This is a genomic window from Klebsiella pneumoniae complex sp. WS1778 (assembly GCF_049472055.1).
GTDB classification, from domain to species: Bacteria; Pseudomonadota; Gammaproteobacteria; order Enterobacterales; family Enterobacteriaceae; genus Klebsiella; species Klebsiella quasipneumoniae.
In genome coordinates this window covers 444054-467288 of record NZ_JBKGTJ010000001.1, presented here as the reverse complement: position 1 = coordinate 467288, position 23235 = coordinate 444054, and the positions used below count along the sequence as shown (strand labels likewise).

Genomic DNA, 23235 nt, shown 5'->3' with positions numbered 1-23235 from the left:
CTCAGGTGGAGGATTTTGGCCACAGGTTTTCATCAAACTCCAGCCGCTTACGCCCGTCCTCCACTTCCCGTAATGGCTCAACCTGGTGGAGCGTCTGCTTACAGCGTTCCACCAGCACCTGGTATTCACGGGTACCGTGCTTTTTCCACGCCAGCTCCTGTTCGCTCAGGACGCGAATCGCTTTTGCCGGGCTGCCGATAATCAGATGGTTGGCGGGCATCTCGGCGTTGGCTTTGACGAAGGCCGAGGCGCCGACAATGCTGTTTTCGCCGATAGTCGCCCCGTCGATAATCACCGCGCTCATCCCCACCAGCGCATTGCGGCCAATTACGCAGCCGTGCAGAATAGCGCCGTGGCCGATATGGCCCTCCTCTTCCACCACCGTATCCTGGCCTGGGAAGCCGTGCATCACGCAGTTGTCCTGTATATTGGCCCCGTCTTTGACCACGATGCGGCCAAAATCGCCGCGCAGGCTGGCGTTGGGCCCAACATAGACCCCTTTGCCGAGGATCACGTCGCCAATCAACACCGCGGTCGGGTGGACGTAACTCTCCTCCGGCACCACCGGGGTCAGTCCATCAATCTGATAAATCGGCATGCAACCTCCTTATGCGCCCGGCAAACCGCCAAAGCGCTGATAATAGAGCGGGCCCGGCGCGGGAAGCTCGCCGACCGAGCTTTCACCTTTCTCGCTGACGAACGCCAGCGCGCCGGGACTCACCCGTTGGTAAATATTGATACACAGCTGGCGGGCGGTTTGCCCCGCCCAGTGCGCCGGCAGCAGCTCTTCCGGCAGCAGCGGATCTTTGAGCACCACCCGGCGATAGAAATGAATCAGCAGGAGCTGGATCTGAAAGCTGCGCTCCGGCGTTAACTCCGCGGGGTCGCAGTCACGGAGCAGCGGCAGTATCGGCCGGAATAGCGAGATGAACGATTCATACATCTCGTTTTGTTCGGTGAGATGCCAGCACTCCTCTACCCGGCTGCGCAGCGCCGCCCGGGAGAGCGCCAGCGGCGAGTGGGCTTCAAAACAGATGACGTTTTCGGCGACGCCTGCTTCGTGAAGCAGCGACTGGACATCCGCCAGCTTTTGCGACGGCGAGGCTAACAGGCTCGGGGCCAGCGCGCCAAATCCCTGCCACAGCAGCTGCTTTTTGACGTCGGCCAGCACATTTTTTTCCAGGCCTTCTGAAAGCAACAGCAGCCAGGTACCATCCCATTCCGGGGCGTTCGCCCGATAAATTTTATGTTCCGCACGACGGGTCAGGCGCAGCCCTTTGTCACTCAGACGATAGAAGCTGCGGCGGCCGATACGGACGACATCAAGCCACTCTTCTTTATTGAGGCGAAACAGCGCGGTGCGGACGAAGCGCTCGCCGAAGCCTAATCCTTCCAGCAGCGCCGCGACGCTGCCCAGCCACACTTCCCCACCGCGTTGTAATAAGGCGTCGCCATACAGCGAGGCGATCAATGACGTGCCGCTGATCGGCGTCGCCGTCACGGCTTGTTGAATAAAGGCGTCGAGTTTACTCATCTGATTCATGCTGTTGTTATATTTTTCCTTTATGAATCATAGCACAGGAATTCCCCCGGCTGAGGGCGTAAAGGCCTCAGCCGGGCTAACCGCGTAGCCCCGGTCAGCGCAGCGCCACCGGGGAGAGGTTTAACCGCTGACCACCGCTTTACGCAGATCAAATACCCGACAGGCTTTGCCTTCAGAGCGCGGAATGCTGCCGCAGTTGACGATAGTGATATCGGTGGAGATCCCGACCATCGACTTGATGCGGTGGCGCAACTGGTGACAAATCTGGCAGCGCTGCTCGTGACTCAGCGCCAGCCCGCTCTCTTTCAGCTCCACGCGCACCGCCAGCGAATCAAGATGGCCGCGGCGATTGACCTCCAGCTGGTAGTGCGGCGCCAGATGTTCAAACTTAAGGATCTCCTCTTCCAGCTGCGACGGGAAGACGTTAACCCCGCGGATGATCAGCATATCGTCGCTGCGTCCGCTGATGCGGTCCATACGGCGCATGGTGCGGGCGGTGCCCGGCAGCAGGCGCGTCAGATCGCGGGTACGATAGCGGATCACCGGCAGCGCCTCTTTGGTCAACGTGGTGAACAGCAGTTCGCCGTGTTCGCCATCGGCCAGCGGCGTGCCGTCGTCCGGGTTAACGATTTCCGGGAAGAAGTGGTCTTCCCAGATGGTCGGGCCGTCAACAGTCTCCAGACACTCCATCGCCACCCCCGGGCCCATCACCTCCGACAGACCGTATATGTCCAGGGCGGTGATCCCCAGCCGGCGCTCGATCTCCGCGCGCATCGCCAGGGTCCACGGCTCGGCGCCAAAGACGCCGACGCGTAATGAACAGCCGCGGGCATCGCCGTCCATCTGGCGCTCCAGCTCTTCAATCAGATTCAGACAGTAGGACGGCGTCACCATGATCATATCCGGCTTGAAATCACGGATCAGCTGCGCCTGTTTTTCGGTCTGTCCGCCGGACATCGGGATCACCGTCGCGCCTAAGCGTTCCGCGCCGTAGTGCGCGCCAAGGCCGCCGGTGAACAGGCCATAGCCGTAGGCGACGTGAATTTTATCTTTCGCCGTGCCGCCGGCGGCGCGCAGCGAACGGGCGACGATATTGGCCCAGTTATCAATATCGTTCTGCGTGTAGCCCACCACCGTCGGTTTGCCGGTGGTCCCGGAAGAGGCGTGAATGCGCACCACCTGCTCCATCGGCACCGCGAAGGTATCGAAGGGATAGTTGTCGCGCAGATCCTGTTTGGTGGTGCACGGGAATTTGGTCAGGTCGCTCAGTTCGCGAAAGTCGTCAGGGTGCACGCCGGCGGCGTCGAATTTGCGACGATACATCGGCACATTGTTATACGCATGATTCAGGGTCCACTTCAGCCGTTGGGTTTGCAGGGCCTGCAGCTCATCACGCGAGGCGGTTTCAATCGGATCTAATTTTGTAGTAGTTATCATTGTAGGGTACTCGCAGGTAAATTAGCTCACACTCGCTCGAGGATCATGGCGATGCCCTGACCCACGCCAATACACATCGTACACAACGCATAGCGCCCGCCGCGGCGCTGCAGCTCAAGGCTGGCGCTCAGCGCCAGACGCGCGCCGCTCATGCCCAGCGGATGGCCTAACGCGATGGCGCCGCCGTTGGGATTCACATGCGCCGCATCGTCCGGCACGCCAAGCTGTCTGAGCACGCCCAGGGCCTGGGCGGCGAAGGCCTCATTCAGCTCAATCAGATCCATATCGTGGATATTGAGTCCCGCCCGCTCCAGCACTTTACGCACCGCCGGTACCGGCCCCAGCCCCATCAGCCGCGGTTCGACCCCTGCCGTCGCCATCGCCACGATACGCGCGCGCGGCGTGAGCCCCTGGATAGCGGCCTGCTGTTCGCTGGCGACGATCAGCGCCGCGGCGCCATCGTTGACGCCGGAAGCATTGCCCGCGGTAATGACGCCGCCCTGGCGGAACGGCGCTTTCAGTTGCGCCAGCTGCTCAAGCGTGGTTTCCGGGCGCGGATGCTCGTCCTCGCGCACGTCGCTGACCGCCCCTTTCCGGCCGACAATCTGCACCGGCACGATCTCCTGCGCCAGAATGCCATCGCGCTGGGCCTGCGCCGTGCGCTGCTGGCTGCGCCAGGCGAAAGCATCCTGATCGGCGCGGCTAATATTTAACAATTCAGCTACATTCTCGGCCGTTTCCGGCATGCTGTCAGTTCCGAAGTGTTGCGCCATGAGCGGGTTCACAAAACGCCAGCCAATGGTGGTGTCAAACAGCTCCGCCTGACGCTGATACGGCGCGCTGGCCTTCCCCATCACAAACGGCGCGCGCGACATCGACTCTACGCCGCCGGCAATCAGCAGATCGGCATCGCCGGCTTTGATCGCTCTGGCGGCAAAGCCGATCGCATCCAGACCAGACCCACATAAACGGTTAATCGTGGTGCCCGGTACGGTATGCGGGAAACCGGCCAACAGCGTCGCCATATGCGCCACATTGCGGTTATCTTCGCCCGCCTGATTCGCGCAGCCGTAAATCACGTCATCGATCGCGGTCGGGTCAAGCCTGGGGTTGCGGCTCAGCAGCGCCCGCAGCGGGATCGCCGCCAGGTCGTCGGCGCGCACGCTGGCCAGCGCGCCGCCGTAGCGGCCAATCGGCGTGCGGATCCCGTCACAAATAAAGGCCTCGCGCATTAGACTTCTCCTGTGATTGTGCCGCCGATGCGGTGCGATTTGCCGCGAAACAGGGCCACAATTTTTTGCTGTTGATTAACAATTTCAATGTCGTAGACCCCGGTCAGCTTGCCCTGCTGTTTGACTCGGGCAGTGGCGACCAGCCGGTCCCCGGCAAACGCCGGGCGAAGGAAATCAATGCTGGCCGCCGAAGCCACCGCCGCCAGCCCCTGGCTGTTACAGGCGTAGGCGAAAGCGGTATCGGCAAGGGTAAATAGCTGACCGCCGTGACAGGTTTGATGGCCGTTAAGCATGTCCGGCGAGACGGTCATGGTCATCTGCGCAAAACCGTCGTCCATTTCGATAAGTTCGATCCCCATCGTTCTGGCGCAGGTATCTTTTTCGTACATCGCGCGCGCGTTGCGCCAGGCGTTATTGCTCATGGTGCTTCTCCATCAGCGCCTTCTGGCGCAACAGGGAACCGGGGCGATAGCGCTCCTCGCCATAATGGTGGTGCAGGTTCTCCAGCAGGCGCAGCACGCGGCGCCAGCCGAGGCTTTCCCCCCACGCCAGCGGGCCCTGCGGGTAGTTGACGCCAAGACGCATGGCGGTATCGATATCCTGCGCGCTGGCCACCCCTTTCTGCAGTGCGTCCAGCGCTTCGTTAACCAGCATCGCCACCGTGCGCCACACCAGCAGGCCGGGATAATCGGCGATGCGCAGCACTTTCTTGCCCTGCTGCTGGAAATAGTGCACCGCTTTGTCCGTCGCCGCCGGCGCGTTGGTCGCCGCGGCGGCCAGCACCACCGTATCGCTGGCGCACAGGTCATACACCACCACCGGACGGCGATGCTTAACGCTCAGCGCCAGGGCGGTTTCGCCTTCGGTCTCCAGCAACAGAAGCTCGTCCAGCTCGGTGACACTGTCACTTACCGTCATCACGGATTGCGCGCCAGTGGCAACCGGCGGCAGCGTCACCTCCGGCTGCGTCTCCGCAGGCCAGCGATAGACGCCGTGACCGCTCTTTTTCCCCAATCGCCCGGCCAGCGCCAGCTCCTGCTGCAGGAGCGATGGCAGGTAACGCCGGTCCTGCCAGAAGGCGTTAAACACTGAACAGGTCACGGCGAAGTTGACGTCCTGGCCAATCAGGTCAGTCAACGCCAGGGGTCCCATCGGAAAACCGCCGCCGTCACGCAAAGCGGCATCGATAACCTCCGGGGCGGCCACCTGCTCCTCCAGCGCCCGCCAGGCTTCAGCATAGAACGGACGCGCCACGCGATTAACGATAAAGCCGGGCGTCGAGCGGCAGCGAACCGGCCGTTTCCCCCAGCCGCTCACGCACTGGCACAGCTGCTCCACCACTTCCGCAGACGTCGCCAGGCCGCTCACCACCTCGACCAGCTGCATCACCGGCGCCGGATTAAAAAAGTGCAGCCCGGCCACCCGCTCCGGGTTTTTGACCCCGGCGGCGATGGCGGTAATCGAAATCGACGAAGTGTTGCTGGTCAGCAATGTTGACGGCGAGCAGATCGCCGCCAGCTGCGCGAACAGCGCCGCTTTCACCTCCAGCCGTTCAGAGGCCGCTTCGATCACTAAATCTGCGTCGGCCAGCGCGGCTAAATCGTGGGCCGGATGCAGCCGCGCCAGCAGCGCATCAGCTTGCTCAGGGACCAGTTTGCCGCGCGCAACGCGCGACGCCAGACGCCCGGCGATGCCCTCAATCGCCTGGCCTACAGCCTTAGGGTTAATATCAAAAATACGCACCGGATGTCCTGCGGCAGCAGCCACTTCGGCGATGCCGGCCCCCATGGTGCCGCTGCCGATCACCGCCACGTTGGCTAAGGATGTCGTCATCATCTATTTCCCGCTGAACTGTGGTGGCCGTTTGGCCAGAAACGCGCTGACCCCTTCGCGGTAATCATCGCTGCGCCCGGCGAGGCGCTGATAATCGCGCTCCAGATCCAGCTGCGCGTCGAGACTGTTGGTTTCCGCCGCCAGCAGCGCCTTTTTAATCAGCCCAAGACCAAACGTCGGCTGGGCCGCCAGATGGCGCGCCAGCTGCAGACTGGTATCCGCCAGTTCGGCATCGTCCACCAGTTGCCAGATAATCCCCCACTGCGCGGCCTGTTCCGCGCTGAGGCTGTCGCCCAGCAGCGCCAGCCCCATCGCGCGCGCGCGGCCGGCCACCCGCGGCAGGAACCAGCTGCCGCCGCAGTCCGGCACCAGCCCGAGCTTGCTGAACGCCATCACAAACTTGGCCGAACGCGCGGCCAGCACGATATCGCAGCCCAGCGCCAGGGTGGCGCCTGCGCCAGCGGCTACGCCGTTGACCGCGCAGATAACCGGTTTCGGCAGCGCCGCCAGACGGCGCACTAACGGGTTGTAAAAGCGTTCCACCGACAGGCCGAGATCCGGCGGCGGCCCACTGGGGTCGACGTTGCGGTCATTCAGATCCTGGCCGGCGCAAAATCCGCGGCCGGCGCCGGTGATCAGCAGGCAACGCACGCCGTCGTCGCGCTCGGCCTGCTTCAGACATTCCGCCAGCTGCTGATGCATCCGATCGTTAAAACTGTTGAGGCGGTCCGGGCGATTGAGAGTGATGGTCATGACGCCCTGTTCCACTGCGCTGAGAATGAAAGCTTCCACGATTAGCGTCCTTTAAAGTCCGGGTTACGTTTTTGTAAGAAGGCGTCGATGCCTTCGCGGCGGTCTTCGGTGGCGCTCAGCAGGCTGAACAGCTGGCGCTCCTGCTGGAGACCGGCCTGCAGGCTCACTTCCTGCGACAGGCGCAGCGACTGTTTCGCCGCCCGCAGCGCCAGCGGCGCATGGCGGGCGATGGTGGTCGCCAGTTGCAGGGCATACTCATCGGTTAACGCCGCCGGATGGACATCGCTCACCAGCCCGGCCTGCTGCGCCTGACGGGCGTCAATACTCTCGCCGCTCAGCACCATCCGGCTGGCCAGCGCCTTGCCAACGCTGCGGATCAGCCGCTGGGTGCCGCCAGCGCCCGGCATTATGCCGAGGGTAATTTCCGGCAGGCCAAAGCGGGCGTTGTCCCCGGCGACAATCAGATCGCACAGCAGGGCCAGCTCGCAGCCGGCGCCGAGGGCGTAGCCGTTGACCGAGGCGATCAGCGGTTTGGGGAAGGCATCGATACGCGCCCACAGCCGCGGGCGGATATCGTCCAGGGTCGCCGGGAGATCTTTCTCCGCCATCTCATTCAGGTCGGCCCCGGCGGCAAAGAAGCGCGGGTTACCGCTGATGACGCAGACGCTGACGCGGTTATCAGCGGCCGCGACCTCCAGCGCCTCGGCAATCTGGGTTAATAAGGCATTGTTCAGTGCATTGCGGGCCTGCGGACGGTTGAGCGTCAGCTGCAGCACCCGGCCATGGCGGTGGATCAGCAGCTCGCTCATGCCATCCCCCGCGCGTCAAAGTCGACAACTACGTCGCCGCTGGTGGGCAGCGCCTGGCAGCTCAGTACATAACCCGCCGCCAGCTCATCCGCTTCGAGGCTATAGTTGGCGGCCATCGCCACTTCGCCGCGCAGCACTTTGCATTTACAGGTGGCGCACACCCCGCCCTTGCAGGCAAACGGCAGGTCTGCCCCCTGACGCAATGCGGCATCCAGGATGCTGTCGTCTTCGGCGCTGAGGGCGATCAGCCGATCGCGCCCGTCCTGGCGGATGGTGACCGTGCGTCCCTCCGCCTGCACCCCGGCGGCGCGCTTAACGCTGCCGCCCGGCGTATTGAAGCGTTCGAGATGAATCGATTTCTCCGCTACGCCAAGTTCACGTAACGTTGCTTCCGCCTCGTCCATCATCGTCGCCGGACCGCAGATAAAGGCCTCGTCGTAACGGCTGAAATCCAGCAGATGGTCAGCGAGCTGGCGCAGTTTGTCGCCGTCAATGCGCCCCTGTAAAAGATCGCTGTCCATCGACTCCTGGCTGAACAGATGTATCACCTGCAGGCGCTGCGGATAGCGGTCTTTTAAATCGGCTAGCGCCTGGCGGAACATCATGCTGTGGCTGTTGCGGTTACCGTAGATCAGCGTGAAGCGACTGTACGGCTCGGTGGCCAGGGTGGCGCTAACGATCGCCATCATCGGCGTGATCCCGGAGCCGGCGGCAATCGCGAGATAGTCGCCCTGCCGTTCGGCCTGAGGCTGATAGCCGAAATGCCCCTGCGGCACCATCACCTCCAGCTCCATCCCCTGCTGGATATCGTGCTGGGCGTAGCGCGAGAAGCGCCCGCCGTCGATGGCTTTGATCGCGACGCTGATCTCTCCCGGCGTGCGGCTGCGGCAGATGGAGTAACAGCGGCGCAGCTCTTCACCGCCCAGACGGGCTTTTAGCGTCAGATGCTGGCCCGGGCGAAAACAGTATTCCGCCTGCAGGGCTTGCGGGATCGCAAAAGTGATGGTCACCGCATCGCGGGTTTCCGGCTCGACTCTCGCCACCTTAAGCGAATGGAACGTCGTCATGGCAACCTCAAATACATTTAAAGTAATCAAAAGGTTCCCGGCAGCTGTCGCAGCGATAGAGCGCTTTGCAGGCCGTGGAACCGAATTCGCTAAGCAGCGAGGTATGGGTGCTGCCGCAGCGCGGACAACTCACCTCGGCGGGCATATCCGCATGGCAGGCGTGCCCCTGGGGCGGGCTGATGCCGTACTGGCGCAGGCGCTCGCGGGCATCCTGACTCATCCAGTCGGTGGTCCACGGCGGATCCAGCTGCAGGACGATGTGGACCGGCAGATAACCATGCTCGCTCATCACTGCGCGGATCTCCCCCAGCAGATGCTCCGTCGCCGGACAGCCCGAATAAGTCGGGGTAAAGCCAATCACCCAGCCGTCGCCGTGGCGCGCGACGCTGCGCACCATGCCGAGATCGGTGATGGTCAGCACCGGTACTTCCGGGTCCGGGATCGCGCTTAACAATCCCCAGATAGCACGCACCTCGGCGGGAGCGATGTCATCTAAACGTTGCATCTTCTCCTCCCTTACCACTGCAGGCCGGGATGCGAACGCTGCAGATATTGCATCTCCGCCAGTAGCGGGCCGAGATGTTCACTGTGCAGCCCCTGTTTGCCGCCGCTGCGGAAGGCCGCTTCCTGCGGGATCGATAAGCCTGAGTCAAGCAGCGCGGTATGCACGGTGCTTTGCCATTCGGCCTGAAGCTCGCGCGGATCAACCGCAATGCCCTGCCCGGCCAGGCTGAGCTCCAGATCATCGGCAAGGAACAGTTCGCCGGTGAAGCGCCACAGATTGTCGACCGCCTGCTGCATTTTGCGATTTGATAATTCGGTGCCGTTGCCAAGACGCTCCAGCCAGCCACGGCTGAAGCGCTGGTGGTAACGCACTTCTTTCAGCCCTTTAGCGGCAATGGCCGCCAGCTGCGCATCGCGGCTGTTCACCAGCCGGCGGTACAGGGCGACGTGCCAGACGTCGATAAAGAACTGGCGGGCGATGGTGTCGGCAAAATTGCCGTTGGGCTGCTCCACCAGCAGCAGGTTGCTGAACTGGCGCTCATCGCGGCCGAAGGCCAGGGTATCTTCGTCGCCGCAGCCGTTAAGCTCGGCGGCATAGCTTAAAAAGTTGCGCGCCTGGCCGAGCAGGTCGAGGCCGATGTTGGCCAGCGCAAGATCGATCTCCAGCTCCGGGGCATGGCCGCACCAGGCGCCTAAACGCTGGGCCAGCACCAGACCATTGTCGCCAAGCCGCAGGGCATAGGTGGCGATGGGATTCGGGTTATTCATCGCCGCCTCACATATGTTCCATGCCGTCCGGCACGGTATAGAAAGTCGGATGGCGGTAGACTTTGCTTTCCGCCGGGTCGAAGAATTCGCCGCGCTCTTCCGGCTGCGAGGCAACGATTTCGCTGGCCTTCACCACCCAAATTGAGCAGCCTTCGCTGCGGCGGGTGTAGGCGTCGCGGGCGTTTTCCAGCGCCATTTGATCGTCGGCGGCATGCAGGCTGCCGACGTGACGATGGGAAAGCCCCTGTTTGCTGCGAACGAACACTTCATATAACGGCCAGTAAACTTTGCTCATGTTGTCTCTCCTTATGCCGCGCTGCGGGCCTGCTGTTTTTGCGCATGGGCCAGCGCGGCTTCGCGCACCCATTCGCCCTCTTCCCAGGCCTTACGCTTGGCGGCCAACCGCTCGTGATTGCAAATGCCACGGCCGCTAATCACCTCGTTAAATTCCTGCCAGTCGATTTCGCCGAAGCGGTAGTGCCCGCTGGCTGCATCAAACTGCAAATCCGGGTCCGGGACGGTCATGCCGAGGATCTCCACCTGCGGCACGGTGTTGTCGACGAAGCGTTGACGCAGCTCGTCGTTGGAGTGCAGTTTGATTTTCCACGCCATGCTGCGGGCGCTGTTTGGCGAGTTGTCGTCGTTGGGGCCAAACATCATCAGCGCTGGCCACCAGAAGCGGTTAATGGCGTCCTGCAGCATTTGCCGCTGCGCGTCATTGCCCTGCGCCAGCGCCATGCAGGCTTCGAATCCCTGGCGCTGGTGAAAGCTCTCTTCTTTGCAGATTTTGACCATCGCCCGGGCATAGGGCCCGTAGGAGGTCCGGCACAGCGCCACCTGGTTGACGATAGCCGCGCCATCCACCAGCCAGCCGATCACGCCGATATCCGCCCAGCTCAGCGTCGGGTAGTTAAAAATGGAGGAGTATTTCATCTGCCCGTCGAGCATCTTCTGATACAGATCTTCCCGGGCGCAGCCAAGGGTTTCCGCGGCGCTATAGAGATACAGCCCGTGTCCAGCCTCATCCTGTACCTTAGCCAACAGGATCGCTTTGCGGCGCAGCGTCGGCGCGCGGGTGATCCAGTTGCCTTCCGGCAGCATGCCGACGATCTCCGAGTGCGCGTGCTGGCCTATCTGCCGAATCAAGGTCTTACGGTAGGCATCCGGCATCCAGTCCTGCGGTTCGATGGCCGTTTCCTGCGCGATGCGCTGGTCAAAGCGTTGTTCTTCTGTCACGTCATCACCTTTATGATTCCGATATTCACAACAAAAACATTTATGTGAATCACTTTGTTTATTGAAGGTTACATATTGGTTAAATAAAACCACAAATTTGTTTGCTCTTTTTGTGATAATCTCCGCAAAACCTTTTGTAAACCACAATAAATACAGTAAGTTAAGCATAAAGCGTAACACCATCGCGATCACAATGTTAATAATTTATTAAATACGGGCTTGCATTTTATGATTCATAAAAGAACTATTTATAGATATCACACGTAACACATTTGGAGATTTGCGATGCAGCAGTTAGCCAGCTACTTATCCGGCGCCTGGCAGACCGGCCGGGGCCGCGCCCGTACTATTCATCACGCCATCACCGGCGCGGCGCTGTGGGAGGTGACCAGTGAAGGTCTGGATATGGCGCAGGCGCGCCGCTTCGCGATTGAGCGCGGCGGGAAGGCGCTGCAAGCCATGACCTTTATTGAACGCAGCGCGATGTTAAAAGCGGTGGCGAAACATCTGTTGGAGCAGAAAGACCAGTTCTACGCCATCTCGGCGCAAACCGGCGCCACCCGCGCCGACAGTTGGGTGGATATTGAAGGCGGTATCGGTACCCTTTTCACCTATGCCGGGCTGGGCAGTCGCGAACTGCCGGACGATATCCTGTGGCCGGAAGACGAGCTGATCCCGCTCTCAAAACAGGGCGGTTTTGCCGCCCGTCACGTGCTGACCTCAAAATCAGGCGTCGCCGTCCATATCAACGCCTTCAACTTTCCCTGCTGGGGAATGCTGGAAAAACTGGCCCCCACGTGGCTTGCCGGTATGCCGGCGATCGTTAAACCGGCCACCGCTACCGCCCAGCTCACCCAGGCAATGGTGAAAGCCATTGTCGACAGCGGCCTGGTGCCGGAGGGCGCCATCAACCTGATTTGCGGCGGCGCGGGCGATCTTCTCGACCATCTCGACAGCCAGGACGTGGTGACCTTTACCGGCTCTGCCGCCACCGGCCAGCAGCTGCGGTCGCACCCCAACCTGGTGGCCAAATCGATTCCCTTTACCATGGAAGCGGATTCGCTCAACTGCTGTGTGCTAGGCGAAGACGTCACGCCGGAGCAACCGGAGTTCGCGCTGTTTATCCGGGAAGTGGTTCGCGAAATGACGGCGAAAGCCGGGCAAAAATGTACCGCTATCCGCCGCATCATCGTTCCGCTGGCGCAGATCAATGCGGTTAGCGATGCGCTGATCGCCCGCCTGCATAAAGTGACCGTCGGCGACCCGGCGCAGGAAGGGATTAAGATGGGGGCGCTGGTTAATCACGAGCAGCGTCGGGACGTACAGGAGAGCGTCAATAAACTGATTGCCGCCGGCTGCGAAGCGCTGCTTGGCGGACAGGCAGACCTCAGCGCGGCCGGAGCCTTTTTCCCGCCGACGCTGCTCTACTGCGCGCAGCCGGATGAAACCCCGGCGGTTCACACCATTGAAGCCTTTGGCCCGGTGGCGACCCTGATGCCCTACCAGGACCGCCAGCATGCGCTGACGCTGGCACGCGCCGGCGGCGGCAGCCTGGCGGGGACGCTGGTTACCGCCAGCGGCGAACTGGCGCGGGAGTTTATCCTCGGCGCCGCCCGCGCGCATGGCCGTATTCAGATCCTGAACGAAGCATCCTCCGCAGAATCAACCGGCCACGGTTCGCCGCTGCCGCAGCTGGTGCATGGCGGCCCCGGCCGCGCAGGCGGCGGAGAGGAGCTCGGCGGACTGCGTTCGGTGAAACACTATATGCAGCGCACCGCCGTCCAGGGCAGCCCAACGATGCTGGCGACCATCGGCCAGCAGTGGGTACGCGGCGCCCAGGTGAGCGAAGATCGCATTCACCCGTTTCGCAAATATTTCGAAGAGATCCAGCCCGGCGACAGTTTGCTGACCCCGCGCCGGACACTGACCGAAGCGGATATCGTTAACTTCGCCTGCCTGAGCGGCGACCATTTCTACGCCCACATGGACAAAATCGCCGCCGCCGAGTCGATTTTCGGCGAGCGGGTGGTTCACGGTTATTTCCTGATCTCCGCGGCGGCCGGTCTGTTCGTCGATGCCGGCGTCGGGCCAGTTATCGCCAACTACGGGATGGAAAACCTGCGCTTTATTGAACCGGTCAAGCCGGGAGACACCATCCAGGTGCGTCTGACCTGTAAGCGGAAAACGGTCAAGCGGCAGCGCAGCGCTGAGGAGAAAGCCACCGGCGTGGTGGAATGGGCGGTAGAGATTTTCAACCAGCACCAGCAGGCGGTGGCGCTGTATTCCATTCTCACCCTGGTGGCGCGCCAGCAGGGGGATTTCCCGGCGTAATGGCGGAAAATAGACCGCTGGCGCGCTGTTGGCCGGTCCTTGAGCTATGGTTTGCAACGGTTTCGCCCCGGGAAAACGTTTGTTCTGTGTGATTTATCTCAAGGCGCAGGGGGCGAAAACAGCTACCGGACAGTTCCTTCTCCCTCCGGTAGAGGGTCAGGGTGAGGGGAAGTACTGAAGTGTGGTTCTTTATGTTATCTGTGGCTTCAGCGCACATTGCGCTCCCGGTTAATTTTTCTTCATTCTGTTTTCCGTGGCGCAGGGAGCGCACAGGGGGCGGCCAGTCGCCGCCGCCCCCTGTACCCCCGGGCTCCGGCCAGCAAAATCGCCGCTGCGCGGTCCCTTCGACTTATCCCTGCAGGCTTCGGGTCGGGCCGAGGTAGCGTCCATGCAAAACACGGCCCTCAGCCCGCATCCATGCGGGCTGCCCCGGCCTGCCGGGAACGTCTCAGCGATTTTGAGGCCGCCAGCACCGACAGTTTCAGCGGCCCCAGCGCTAGCGCCAGCAGTGATTTGGGACTGTAGGCCGGGTAAGGCGTTAGCCGCCACCCGGCAAAAAAATCGGCGCTCGTGCTCAATGCCTCTGCGGAGGCATTTTTTACGTCCCTCTGGCAAAACTGACAAATAACCTGGCAAGAGCAAACAAACGCTACGGCGCCGCGGGCTGGTAGCTTAAGGGTGACAAAGCCGACATTCGCAGCGGCATAAGACAACACAACAATAAGATGAGGTCACAATGGCAAACGGCTTGAAATTTTCTCCTCGTAAAACCGCACTGGCTCTCGCTGTCGCGGTGGTTTGCGCCTGGCAATCACCGGTCTTCGCTCACGGTAGCGAAGCCCACATGGTACCGCTGGATAAAACGCTGCAGGCGTTCGGCGCTGACGTGCAGTGGGATGACTATGCGCAAATGTTTACCCTGATAAAAGATGGCGCTTACGTCAAAGTGAAGCCCGGCGCCAAAACGGCGATCGTCAACGGTAAATCCCTTGACCTACCGGTGCCGGTGGTGATGAAGGAAGGTAAAGCCTGGGTCTCCGATACCTTTATCAACGACGTGTTCCAGTCCGGTCTCGACCAGACCTTCCAGGTGGAAAAACGCCCTCACCCGTTAAACTCGCTCTCGGCGGCGGAAATCAGCGAAGCGGTGACCATTGTCAAAACCGCGCCGGAGTTCCAGCCGAATACCCGCTTTACTGAGATTTCCCTGCACGAGCCGGATAAAGCGGCGGTATGGGCCTTTGCCCTGCAGGGAACGCCCGTTGATGCCCCCCGCACTGCCGATGTGGTGATGCTCGATGGCAAACATGTCATTGAAGCCGTCGTCGATCTGCAAAACAAAAAAATCCTCTCATGGACGCCGATCAAAGGCGCGCACGGCATGGTGCTGCTCGATGATTTCGCCAGCGTGCAGAACATCATCAACGCCAGCAGCGAATTCGCGGCGGTGCTGAAAAAACACGGTATTACCGATCCTGGCAAGGTGGTCACCACCCCGCTCACCGTCGGCTACTTCGATGGCAAAGATGGCCTGCAGCAGGATGCGCGTCTGCTGAAGGTGGTCAGCTATCTCGATACCGGCGACGGCAACTACTGGGCGCACCCGATTGAAAACCTGGTGGCGGTGGTCGACCTGGAAGCAAAGAAAATCATCAAAATCGAGGAAGGCCCGGTGATTCCGGTGCCGATGGAACCGCGTCCGTATGATGGCCGCGACCGCAACGCCCCGGCGGTGAAACCGCTGGATATTACTGAACCGGAAGGCAAAAACTATACCATTACCGGGGATACCATTCACTGGCGGAACTGGGATTTCCATCTGCGTCTTAACTCGCGCGTCGGGCCAATCCTCTCGACGGTGACCTACAACGATAACGGCAAAAAACGCCAGGTGATGTATGAAGGTTCGCTCGGCGGGATGATCGTCCCCTACGGCGACCCGGACGTCGGCTGGTATTTCAAAGCCTATCTGGACTCCGGCGATTACGGCATGGGCACCCTGACCTCGCCGATTGTACGCGGCAAAGACGCGCCGTCGAATGCGGTGCTGCTGGATGAAACCATCGCCGACTACACCGGCGCGCCGACCACCATCCCGCACGCCGTCGCCATATTCGAGCGCTACGCCGGGCCGGAATATAAGCACCTGGAGATGGGCAAGCCCAACGTCAGTACCGAGCGCCGGGAGCTGGTGGTGCGCTGGATCAGCACCGTCGGCAACTACGACTATATCTTTGACTGGGTATTCCACGACAACGGCACCATCGGCATCGATGCCGGCGCCACCGGGATTGAGGCGGTGAAAGGCGTGCTGGCGAAAACCATGCACGACCCGAGCGCCAAAGAAGATACCCGCTACGGAACGCTGATCGACCATAATATTGTCGGCACCACCCACCAGCATATCTATAACTTCCGCCTCGACCTCGACGTGGACGGCGAAAACAACACTCTGGTGGCGATGGACCCGGAGGTGAAGCCCAACACCGCCGGCGGCCCGCGCACCAGCACCATGCAGGTGAATCAGTACACGATTGACAGCGAACAGAAAGCGGCGCAGAAATTCGACCCGGGTACGATTCGCCTGCTGAGCAACACCAGCAAAGAGAACCGCATGGGTAACCCCGTCTCTTACCAGATCATCCCTTACGCTGGGGGCACCCATCCGGCGGCGACCGGCGCTAAGTTCGCCCCCGACGAGTGGATCTACCATCGTCTGAGCTTTATGGATAAACAGCTGTGGGTGACGCGTTACCACCCGACAGAGCGTTATCCGGAAGGCAAATACCCTAACCGTTCCGCCCACGATACCGGCCTGGGCCAGTACGCGAAGGACGATGAGTCGCTGACAAACCACGACGACGTCGTGTGGATCACCACCGGCACCACCCACGTGGCGCGCGCCGAAGAGTGGCCGATCATGCCGACCGAGTGGGCGCACGCCCTGCTGAAGCCATGGAACTTCTTTGACGAAACGCCGACCCTCGGCGAGAAGAAACAGTAATCTTAACCCACGGTGAAATCGAGCAGGATTTTACCGCCTCTTCCCGGCTGGCCGGCGGCGGCAATCGCCTCGCGCCAGTCGTTCAACGCCACCCGCTGGGCCGGCGGTTGCGTAGTCGTCGGTAGCAGCTGCCAGATCTCATCGAACGCCGCCCGCCATGCCGCCACGCTGAGGCCAGGCAGCGCCTCCCGCAGATGAAACTTGCGCACCGCCGCGCTGGCGCGCGTCTGGATCAACGGCCGCCCGGATAATAAGCCGTAGGAGACCAGGGTCGACGACGCGGGCAGCACCGACAACAGCGTGTTCCCCAGCTCCCCGCCCACCGCGTCAAACACCAGATCGCTGTGCTGGCTGACCTTCTCCACCAGCGCCCGGTCGGCGTCGAGAATCGGATAGATCCCGGCCTGCTCCAGACGCGCCCGATGCTGCGGCGAGCGAATAATCCCGCTTACCGAACGGGCGCCCATGGCCAGCGCCCACTGCCCCAGCAGGCTGGCGCAGGAGGAGGCGGCGGCGGTCAGCACGATCTGTTTCCCGGCAACCGGCCAGCGACTGAGCATCAGCATCGCAGTCAGCGGATTGATATACCCGCGGGCGGCCAGCAGATCGTCCACCGCCGGGGGAACCTGCACCAGCCAGGTCTCATCGAGATCGATAAACCGTTGCCAGGTGCCGCCCCCGCGCAGGGGCAGCACCCGCTGGCCCGCGGTCAGCCGGCTGCCGAATGGCGCGGCGACCACCTCGCCAAGGCCTTCGTAGCCGGGGACGGCCGGCAGTCGGGTACGGTGGCGATAGGCGCCGGTGATGGGGATCAGATCTGAAGGATTCACCGGGGCATAGCGCATCCTGACCCGCACCCGTCCACCGGCCAGCGGCGCCAGCGGGGCGCGTTTCAGCGTTAGCACCGCGGCCGGCGGCCCGTAGCGGTCATAAACAATGGCGTCGTTGAACATCGACTGGCTCCAGACAACGAAAGACGGGATCATAGCAGATCCCGTCCGAAGCCGCTTACGCTGGTGGCCAGACCTGGGGGAACAGTGGAGAATCCAGCGGGTCGCCGTCCCGCAGGGCCAGCTCGGGGAACGGCGGCGACGTTACGCCGCCGCGGTCGGCAAAGGCGGCGTCATCCCCCACCCAGCGGGCGGAGAAGACCCGTCGCGCCCGCGCTCCGGGGTTGCCGCGGGCGCCATGGACGGTGCGAAAATGGAAGGCCACCGCATCCCCCGGCTCCAGCGCCCAGCTGACGATATCGTACTCGTCCTCATGGGCGTCGATATCCGGCAGCGCGCTGAACCGGGTGTGCTCGTAGAGCCTGGTGCCATTGAAGCGGGTGGGACTGTACTCCGCCTCCCAGCGATGCGACCCGCGAATGCAGCGCAGCGAGGTGGCCTCTGCTACCGGGTCCAGCGGGATCCAGAAGCTGACGTTCTGTCGGCCGGAGACGCAATAGTAAGGCTGGTCATGATGCCAGGGGGTGACCGTGCTGCCCCCGGCGGGTTTGACCAGCGTATGCTCATGGAAAAATTTCGCCGTCTGCGACTGCATCAGCGCCGCGGCGATTTCGGCGGCGGCCGACTGAAAGACAAACTCGCTAAACGCCGGGATCCGCGCCCAGTTGCAGTAATCCTGAAAAAAAGGCGGCGAACCATCTTTGGGGATCACCGTGCGCGCATGACCATATTCGCTGGGGCTGGTCATCAGCGCCGTGACCCCCTCGGCGAGGCGCTCAACCCAGGGGGTAAAAACGCCCTTCAGTAATACCACGCCATCCGCCTGCCAGCGGTCGACTGTCGCTTGATCGATATGGTGAGAGTGTTGGTTGTGCATCGCTTGGGTTCCTGTGTGGGTGGATCAGGTAAGCGGTTCTGCGGGCTCGGCGCGCATCCACGCGCAAAGCTGGCCCAGCATCGCCATGCAGCGTTCGGTCTGGTCGATGCTGATGTACTCATCGGCCTTATGGCCCTGGGCCATGCTGCCCGGCCCGCAGACCAGGGTCGCAACGCCCATCTCGTCGAACAGTCCCCCTTCGGTGCCGAACGCCACGGTGGAAAACCGATCGCTGCCGCACCACTGCGCCAGCCAGCGGGCGAAGTCGGACTGTGGATCGCTGAGCAGCGGCGGGTAGTGGCTCAACAGCTGAAACTGGATGTCGCTTCCGCCGCCGACCCGGCGCATCTCCGGCAGCAGCCGGCGGCGGGCGTAGGCCGCCAGCGCTTCGGTAACCGCTTCGGGACGCATCCCCGGCAGGTAGCGGATTTCAAAATCAAAGCGACAGGACTGCGGAACGATGTTCAGCGCGGCGCCGCCCTGAATGGTGCCCACCTGCAGGGTGCTGAAAGGCGGCGAAAAGCGGCTGTCCAGCTGCCGGGCCAGACGCTCGCCCAGCCGATCCAGGCGGTTGATCAGCCTGGCCGCGTAGCGGATTGCGTTCACCCCCTGCGGGGCATAGGCCGAATGGCAGGCCTGGCCCTCAATGCAGCAGCGCATGGCCAGTTTGCCTTTATGACCGAACACCGGCTGCATCTCTGTCGGCTCGCCGATGAGGCACAGCGCCGGTTTCTCCGGCGAGGCCTGCAGAAAATCCACCAGGCTGCGCACGCCGAGGCAGCCGACCTCTTCGTCATAGGAGAAGGCCAGATGCAGCGGCATCCGCAGCGGCGCCGCCAGAAAGTCATCCACCGCCGCCAGCACGCAGGCGAGAAAGCCCTTCATATCGGCGCTGCCGCGGCCGTAGTAGCGGCCATCGCGCTCGGTCAGGCTGAACGGCGGCACGCTCCAGTCCTGCCCGTCCACCGGGACCACGTCGGTATGGCCCGAGAGCATCACCCCGCCGCCGCCGGACGGCCCCAGCCGGGCGTAGAGATTGGCCTTTCCCCCGGACGGGTCATAAAAGCGGCGGGACGCCACGCCGCGGGCGGCGAGAAAATCGGCGATCCAGTCGATCATCGCCAGGTTTGAATGGCGGCTGGTGGTATCAAAGGCCAGCAGCGCGGCAAGGATCGCTCCCGGCGTGTTATTCATCGCCAGGCACGCCATAGGCCGGCGCCTCACGCGGGTCGAGCGCCCGGGTAATATAGGCCTCCATTTGCGGCTCCCACGCCAGCCACAGCTGCTCAAGGGCCGCCAGCGGATCCGCTTCCGCCCAGTCAATGCGCAGGTCGACCACCGGCCACGGGTAATCGTCCACCACCTTCACCGCCGCCGAGTGGACCGGCCCGGCCTCGCCCCCGGCGACGATCCCGGCGCGCAGTCCGGCCAGCAGCCGGCTGGTCAGCTCACCAGTGGCGGCCTCAAAGGCGCCCACCATCGCAGCGATCACCCCCTCACTGGCCAGCATGTTGCCCGCCGCCACGCAGTTATCCCCCGCCAGGGCGCCGCCGATCCCGAGGGTGAATTCCCCGCTGAACACCGCCGTGTCGCCGTTGGCGTCAATCGCCGCGACCTGGCGATATTCGCGGAAGCGATCCTCCGCCAGCGCCTGCTTCAGGGCCTGCTCAACGCTGGCTCCCGCTTCGAGCGCGCTGAGGATCTGCGGCCCCAGCGACGGCAGGGTAATGTTCTGGCTGGAAACCGCCCCCACGCCGGGCAGCAGCCACGGACAGCGCGACCCGACGGCCATGCTCGATGAACTAATGGCGATGCCCAACTGACCCGTTTCCGGGCAACGGGCGGTAAGGGAAAGGGTCATTCTGCCGCCTCCCCCTGCCAGTCGTCAGGGATCACCGCCGTGACGTCAATCTCCATCAGCCACTGCGGCTGCGCCAGGGCCGACACCACCACCCCGGTGGAGATGGGAAAGACCCCTTTCAACCATTTTCCCACCTCCTGATAGACCGGCTCGCGATAGCGGGGGTCGATCAGATAAGTGGTGGTCTTGACGATATGCGAGAGGTCGCTGCCGGCCTCTTTCAGCAGCTGCTCGACATTCTTCATCGCCTGTTCCGCCTGGGCTCGCGGGTCGCCGAGGCCGATCAGGTTGCCGGCGAAATCGGTGCCGACCTGGCCGCGAACGTAGACGGTATTCCCGGCCCGCACCGCCTGGCACAGATCGTTGTTCAGCGCCTGGTTCGGGTAGGTCTCTTTGGTGTTAAACATGCGAATACGGGTATGGGTTGGCATCAAAGCACTCCTTCAGGAAACGGTTATCAGGACGGCTGGTAACGCTGATACTGGCGCTGAATGGCGATCTGGTCGGCAATATATTTGGCATCGTGCCAGACGCCCCAGATAAAGGTGGACCCGCGCCGCGACAGCCACGGCAGGCCGAGAAAATAGACCCCCGGCTCCGTCGACACGCCGCGGTGATGCTGCGGCCGCTGCGCGTCATCGAAGGCGTTGACCTTCAGCCAGCGATAGTCGGTGGTATATCCGGTCGCCCAGATGATGGCGCCGATCCCGGCCTCGGCCAGGTCGAGGCTAAGCAGCGGGTCGCTGACGCAGGCCGGATCGGGCAGAAACTCACGGGCGAAGGGCTCTTCAGGCAGATCAGAACCGTTGCGCGCTACCCAGTCGTCGGCGGCGTCGAGCAACGCAAGATAAGAGGCATCGCCGCGGCGGATATTCTCCGCCAGGTCGGGGTGGAACAACGCCCTGGCGCCGTCAAAGCCGCGGGTCTGCCCCACCAGGGTGACCCCCTGATGCGCCAGTTGGCGAAAATCGACGGTATGGCCGCCGCGCGCGCCGCTCACCGCGATAGTGACATGCTCTTTCCCCGGCGCATTGGCCGCGGCGTCCCACATTCCCAGCACCCCGAGCCACCAGCAAAAATCGCGCTGGCGATAGCGACGCGGCGGCCGGTCGTGCGCCCCCACCGACAGCCACACCGCGCGTCCGGCCCGCTGCAGCTCATCGGCAATCTGGACGCCGGAGGATCCGGCCCCCACTACCAGCACGCCGCCCTCCGGCAGCTGCTGCGGATTAAGATAGTGCGCCGAGTGGAGCTGCTGAATAGCCGGACTCTGCGGGGCGATAGCCGGGATCGCCGGGCGCTGAAAGGGTCCGGTGGCCGCTACGATCCGCTGCGCCTCAATCACCCCCTGGGAGGTGTCAACACGAAAGCCCGGTCGCCCGGCGAGGCGTTCGGCGCTGTACACCTCCACCCCGGTACGGATCGGCGCATTGAAGCTGCGGGCATAGGCGGCAAAATAGTCCGCAACCTGCTCTTTGCCGACAAAGCTATCCGGCGGGCAGTCCGGGAACACCATCCCCGGAAACCGATCGTGCCAGGCCGGGCCGTTGGCCACCAGCGAATCCCAGCGCCCGCTGCGCCAGGCCTGGGCAATACCCTGTTTCTCCAGCACCAGGTGGGGGATATCCAGCCGGGTCAGATGCTCGCTCATGGCGACGCCCGCCTGCCCCGCGCCGACCACCAGGGTATCGATCTCGGTTATCTGTTCAGTCATTTCTCTATCCTTCAAGCACAGTTGCCGACGAGGTCGCCGGAATTGACGGCTTTCAGGTTATTTAACTGTGACGAATTGGTAAAATATTATAAAACGATCGACTGAATAGAATTTTACGAGGCTGATTGACGACAAAAAAATAACGCCTGCCGGATCGACAGGCGTTATTTCAGCCGTGAGAGGGGGTTAATTCGATACTGCGGCAATAATCCATAAACAGTTGCGTTGGCCGCGTCGGCTCATTATTCGCGAGATGCGCCATAATTAAGGTTGAGGCGGGCATATCGTCGGCAATATCCCGCTGCACCACCCTTTCACCATCGTAGGTCATATCGCAACAAGGCCGGGTGACCAGCACCGAAAAACCGAGCCCCTGACCGACCATACAGCGCACCATTTCGATAGAGGGTGAGCTGTAAGCTACTTCCGGGTGATAGCCTTTTTCCTTAAAGATGGAGATGAAATAATTTTTGCTCGGGACCGCATCAAGGAGGATCATCGGCTCGCGGCTCAGCTCCTGCAGCGTCACCTGCGCCTTTTGCGCCAGCGGATGCGCGGCGGGCAGCAGCGCGTAGGGTTTATGCGGGGCGTTAAGCCGTTCTTTATTGATCGAGTGGCCAAGCTCCAGATCGTAGACCAGCGCCAGGTCAAAGCGGCCGCGGTGCAGGCCATGCATCAGCTCATGCTGTTCGCCGTCATACAGATGCAGCGTAATTTCCGGATAGCATTTCTTAAATCCAGCCACCAGCTTCGGCATATACAGCGGAGCTACCGATTCAAAGCAACCGATGGAGATCATGCCAGAAACCAGCTCTTTATCCGCCCGCGAATTCTGCTCAAATTCCCACGACAGGCGCAGCAGCTCCTTCGCTTTATCGTAGATCCGCCGACCGCTGGAGGTGAGCGAGACGCCCTGCGCGTGGTGGCGAATAAACAGCTGCTGGTCGAAGGTGCTCTCCAGATTCTTAATGGCAATGGAAATCGACGGCTGCGCAATGTGCAGCTGGCGGGAGGCCTCGGCGATACTCTCCGTCTCCACCACGGTGACGAAATATTTGAGCTGCTTCAGGGTAAATCGGTTCATAGCATCACCATTGATAAAATATGGTCCGGCGCACGCAGGAAATAGTTTTCCTCTAAGTCCCAAGCAATCCGCGTGCCACCCGCGAAAAATGGCGGCGCATTGCCCGCCAGGGGGCGATATTATTTATTCTCCTCCCGCGCCGGCACGGTTTATTTCCGCTTTTGCACCATCATGCAACACGCTGCACATTGAGCAGGCAGCGGTCGCCCCAGTTTCGCGCAAAATAACCTGT

General features: G+C 62.1%; 23 protein-coding genes. 2 read left to right on the top strand and 21 right to left on the bottom strand.

Annotated features, from left to right (window positions below):
- Position 1: 1 nt before the first annotated feature.
- From paaY to paaA, 13 genes are all read right to left on the bottom strand, one after another.
- Positions 2 to 598, bottom strand: a complete 597-nt coding sequence (gene paaY, locus ACLEXF_RS02405) for a phenylacetic acid degradation protein PaaY (RefSeq protein WP_407259821.1) — start codon at positions 596 to 598, stop codon at positions 2 to 4.
- Between the two features lie 9 nt (positions 599 to 607).
- The gene (paaX, locus tag ACLEXF_RS02400) at positions 608 to 1534 is read right to left on the bottom strand and encodes a phenylacetic acid degradation operon negative regulatory protein PaaX (RefSeq protein WP_025999095.1); all 927 of its coding nucleotides are present in this window, start codon (positions 1532 to 1534) and stop codon (positions 608 to 610) included.
- Between the two features lie 129 nt (positions 1535 to 1663).
- Positions 1664 to 2980 (bottom strand): phenylacetate--CoA ligase PaaK, encoded by a 1317-nt coding sequence (gene paaK, locus ACLEXF_RS02395; RefSeq protein WP_004204046.1) that lies wholly within the window; start codon positions 2978 to 2980, stop codon positions 1664 to 1666.
- A gap of 26 nt (positions 2981 to 3006) precedes the next feature.
- A complete protein-coding gene (gene pcaF / locus ACLEXF_RS02390; protein WP_017898728.1) occupies positions 3007 to 4212 on the bottom strand; it encodes a 3-oxoadipyl-CoA thiolase in 1206 nt (401 codons plus the stop codon).
- On the bottom strand, positions 4212 to 4634 hold the full coding sequence (paaI, locus tag ACLEXF_RS02385) for a hydroxyphenylacetyl-CoA thioesterase PaaI (protein ID WP_049115188.1): 423 nt from the start codon (positions 4632 to 4634) through the stop codon (positions 4212 to 4214). Before paaI ends, pcaF begins: the two co-directional genes overlap by 1 nt.
- Complete coding sequence (locus ACLEXF_RS02380) at positions 4624 to 6048, bottom strand: 3-hydroxyacyl-CoA dehydrogenase (RefSeq protein ID WP_075201724.1); 1425 nt, start codon at positions 6046 to 6048, stop codon at positions 4624 to 4626. The genes paaI and ACLEXF_RS02380 overlap by 11 nt, the downstream gene beginning before the upstream one ends.
- On the bottom strand, positions 6049 to 6837 hold the full coding sequence (paaG, locus tag ACLEXF_RS02375) for a 2-(1,2-epoxy-1,2-dihydrophenyl)acetyl-CoA isomerase PaaG (protein WP_004204040.1): 789 nt from the start codon (positions 6835 to 6837) through the stop codon (positions 6049 to 6051).
- A gap of 2 nt (positions 6838 to 6839) precedes the next feature.
- Entirely contained in the window at positions 6840 to 7607 is a 768-nt protein-coding gene (paaF, locus tag ACLEXF_RS02370; protein WP_017898730.1) for a 2,3-dehydroadipyl-CoA hydratase PaaF, read from the bottom strand.
- On the bottom strand, positions 7604 to 8674 hold the full coding sequence (gene paaE, locus ACLEXF_RS02365) for a 1,2-phenylacetyl-CoA epoxidase subunit PaaE (RefSeq protein WP_153668931.1): 1071 nt from the start codon (positions 8672 to 8674) through the stop codon (positions 7604 to 7606). Before paaE ends, paaF begins: the two co-directional genes overlap by 4 nt.
- A 7-nt stretch (positions 8675 to 8681) precedes the next feature.
- A complete protein-coding gene (gene paaD, locus ACLEXF_RS02360; RefSeq protein WP_004204037.1) occupies positions 8682 to 9179 on the bottom strand; it encodes a 1,2-phenylacetyl-CoA epoxidase subunit PaaD in 498 nt (165 codons plus the stop codon).
- An 11-nt stretch (positions 9180 to 9190) separates the two neighbouring features.
- A complete protein-coding gene (gene paaC, locus ACLEXF_RS02355) occupies positions 9191 to 9946 on the bottom strand; it encodes a 1,2-phenylacetyl-CoA epoxidase subunit PaaC (RefSeq protein ID WP_064183623.1) in 756 nt (251 codons plus the stop codon).
- 7 nt (positions 9947 to 9953) lie between these two features.
- Positions 9954 to 10241, bottom strand: a complete 288-nt coding sequence (gene paaB, locus ACLEXF_RS02350) for a 1,2-phenylacetyl-CoA epoxidase subunit PaaB (RefSeq protein WP_004224492.1) — start codon at positions 10239 to 10241, stop codon at positions 9954 to 9956.
- A gap of 11 nt (positions 10242 to 10252) precedes the next feature.
- Positions 10253 to 11182 (bottom strand): 1,2-phenylacetyl-CoA epoxidase subunit PaaA, encoded by a 930-nt coding sequence (paaA, locus tag ACLEXF_RS02345; protein WP_017898733.1) that lies wholly within the window; start codon positions 11180 to 11182, stop codon positions 10253 to 10255.
- Positions 11183 to 11467: 285 nt separating this feature from the next.
- On the opposite strand from paaA, the gene paaZ reads away from it, so the two are divergent.
- Positions 11468 to 13513 carry a phenylacetic acid degradation bifunctional protein PaaZ gene (gene paaZ, locus ACLEXF_RS02340; protein WP_407259822.1) on the top strand — a complete coding sequence of 682 codons (2046 nt, stop codon included), beginning with the start codon at positions 11468 to 11470 and terminating at the stop codon, positions 13511 to 13513.
- Positions 13514 to 13917: 404 nt separating this feature from the next.
- Here paaZ and ACLEXF_RS02335 read toward each other — a convergent pair whose 3' ends face one another.
- On the bottom strand, positions 13918 to 14091 hold the full coding sequence (locus ACLEXF_RS02335; protein WP_407259823.1) for a hypothetical protein: 174 nt from the start codon (positions 14089 to 14091) through the stop codon (positions 13918 to 13920).
- A gap of 158 nt (positions 14092 to 14249) precedes the next feature.
- Here ACLEXF_RS02335 and tynA point away from each other — a divergent pair, with 158 nt between their 5' ends.
- Positions 14250 to 16517 carry a primary-amine oxidase gene (gene tynA, locus ACLEXF_RS02330; protein ID WP_407259824.1) on the top strand — a complete coding sequence of 756 codons (2268 nt, stop codon included), beginning with the start codon at positions 14250 to 14252 and terminating at the stop codon, positions 16515 to 16517.
- Positions 16518 to 16519: 2 nt separating this feature from the next.
- On the opposite strand, the gene ACLEXF_RS02325 is transcribed toward tynA, so the two are convergent.
- From ACLEXF_RS02325 to ACLEXF_RS02295, 7 genes are all read right to left on the bottom strand, one after another.
- Complete coding sequence (locus ACLEXF_RS02325; RefSeq protein WP_208527128.1) at positions 16520 to 17503, bottom strand: zinc-dependent alcohol dehydrogenase family protein; 984 nt, start codon at positions 17501 to 17503, stop codon at positions 16520 to 16522.
- Positions 17504 to 17525: 22 nt separating this feature from the next.
- Positions 17526 to 18344, bottom strand: coding sequence for a phytanoyl-CoA dioxygenase family protein (locus tag ACLEXF_RS02320; protein ID WP_017898737.1), 819 nt, complete (start codon positions 18342 to 18344; stop codon positions 17526 to 17528).
- A 24-nt stretch (positions 18345 to 18368) separates the two neighbouring features.
- Positions 18369 to 19538: an acetylornithine deacetylase gene (gene argE / locus ACLEXF_RS02315; protein ID WP_004204029.1), complete on the bottom strand. Its 1170-nt coding sequence runs from the start codon at positions 19536 to 19538 to the stop codon at positions 18369 to 18371.
- Positions 19531 to 20205: a DUF1028 domain-containing protein gene (locus ACLEXF_RS02310; protein ID WP_032455929.1), complete on the bottom strand. Its 675-nt coding sequence runs from the start codon at positions 20203 to 20205 to the stop codon at positions 19531 to 19533. The genes argE and ACLEXF_RS02310 overlap by 8 nt, the downstream gene beginning before the upstream one ends.
- A complete protein-coding gene (locus tag ACLEXF_RS02305) occupies positions 20202 to 20636 on the bottom strand; it encodes a RidA family protein (protein ID WP_004190423.1) in 435 nt (144 codons plus the stop codon). Before ACLEXF_RS02305 ends, ACLEXF_RS02310 begins: the two co-directional genes overlap by 4 nt.
- A 26-nt stretch (positions 20637 to 20662) precedes the next feature.
- On the bottom strand, positions 20663 to 21919 hold the full coding sequence (locus tag ACLEXF_RS02300) for a flavin-containing monooxygenase (RefSeq protein WP_407259825.1): 1257 nt from the start codon (positions 21917 to 21919) through the stop codon (positions 20663 to 20665).
- 169 nt (positions 21920 to 22088) lie between these two features.
- On the bottom strand, positions 22089 to 23003 hold the full coding sequence (locus ACLEXF_RS02295) for a LysR substrate-binding domain-containing protein (RefSeq protein WP_004204026.1): 915 nt from the start codon (positions 23001 to 23003) through the stop codon (positions 22089 to 22091).
- Between the last annotated feature and the right edge of the window lie 232 nt (positions 23004 to 23235).

Bases quoted from the DNA above. Each gene is read 5' to 3' on its own strand.
- paaY (WP_407259821.1), bottom strand. From the start codon at position 598: ATGCCGATTTATCAGATTGATGGACTGACCCCGGTGGTGCCGGAGGAG.
- paaX (WP_025999095.1), bottom strand. From the start codon at position 1,534: ATGAGTAAACTCGACGCCTTTATTCAACAAGCCGTGACGGCGACGCCG.
- paaK (WP_004204046.1), bottom strand. From the start codon at position 2,980: ATGATAACTACTACAAAATTAGATCCGATTGAAACCGCCTCGCGTGAT.
- pcaF (WP_017898728.1), bottom strand. From the start codon at position 4,212: ATGCGCGAGGCCTTTATTTGTGACGGGATCCGCACGCCGATTGGCCGC.
- paaI (WP_049115188.1), bottom strand. From the start codon at position 4,634: ATGAGCAATAACGCCTGGCGCAACGCGCGCGCGATGTACGAAAAAGAT.
- ACLEXF_RS02380 (WP_075201724.1), bottom strand. From the start codon at position 6,048: ATGATGACGACATCCTTAGCCAACGTGGCGGTGATCGGCAGCGGCACC.
- paaF (WP_017898730.1), bottom strand. From the start codon at position 7,607: ATGAGCGAGCTGCTGATCCACCGCCATGGCCGGGTGCTGCAGCTGACG.
- paaE (WP_153668931.1), bottom strand. From the start codon at position 8,674: ATGACGACGTTCCATTCGCTTAAGGTGGCGAGAGTCGAGCCGGAAACC.
- paaD (WP_004204037.1), bottom strand. From the start codon at position 9,179: ATGCAACGTTTAGATGACATCGCTCCCGCCGAGGTGCGTGCTATCTGG.
- paaC (WP_064183623.1), bottom strand. From the start codon at position 9,946: ATGAATAACCCGAATCCCATCGCCACCTATGCCCTGCGGCTTGGCGAC.
- paaB (WP_004224492.1), bottom strand. From the start codon at position 10,241: ATGAGCAAAGTTTACTGGCCGTTATATGAAGTGTTCGTTCGCAGCAAA.
- paaZ (WP_407259822.1), top strand. From the start codon at position 11,468: ATGCAGCAGTTAGCCAGCTACTTATCCGGCGCCTGGCAGACCGGCCGG.
- tynA (WP_407259824.1), top strand. From the start codon at position 14,250: ATGGCAAACGGCTTGAAATTTTCTCCTCGTAAAACCGCACTGGCTCTC.
- ACLEXF_RS02325 (WP_208527128.1), bottom strand. From the start codon at position 17,503: ATGATCCCGTCTTTCGTTGTCTGGAGCCAGTCGATGTTCAACGACGCC.
- ACLEXF_RS02320 (WP_017898737.1), bottom strand. From the start codon at position 18,344: ATGCACAACCAACACTCTCACCATATCGATCAAGCGACAGTCGACCGC.
- argE (WP_004204029.1), bottom strand. From the start codon at position 19,538: ATGAATAACACGCCGGGAGCGATCCTTGCCGCGCTGCTGGCCTTTGAT.
- ACLEXF_RS02310 (WP_032455929.1), bottom strand. From the start codon at position 20,205: ATGACCCTTTCCCTTACCGCCCGTTGCCCGGAAACGGGTCAGTTGGGC.
- ACLEXF_RS02305 (WP_004190423.1), bottom strand. From the start codon at position 20,636: ATGCCAACCCATACCCGTATTCGCATGTTTAACACCAAAGAGACCTAC.
- ACLEXF_RS02300 (WP_407259825.1), bottom strand. From the start codon at position 21,919: ATGACTGAACAGATAACCGAGATCGATACCCTGGTGGTCGGCGCGGGG.
- ACLEXF_RS02295 (WP_004204026.1), bottom strand. From the start codon at position 23,003: ATGAACCGATTTACCCTGAAGCAGCTCAAATATTTCGTCACCGTGGTG.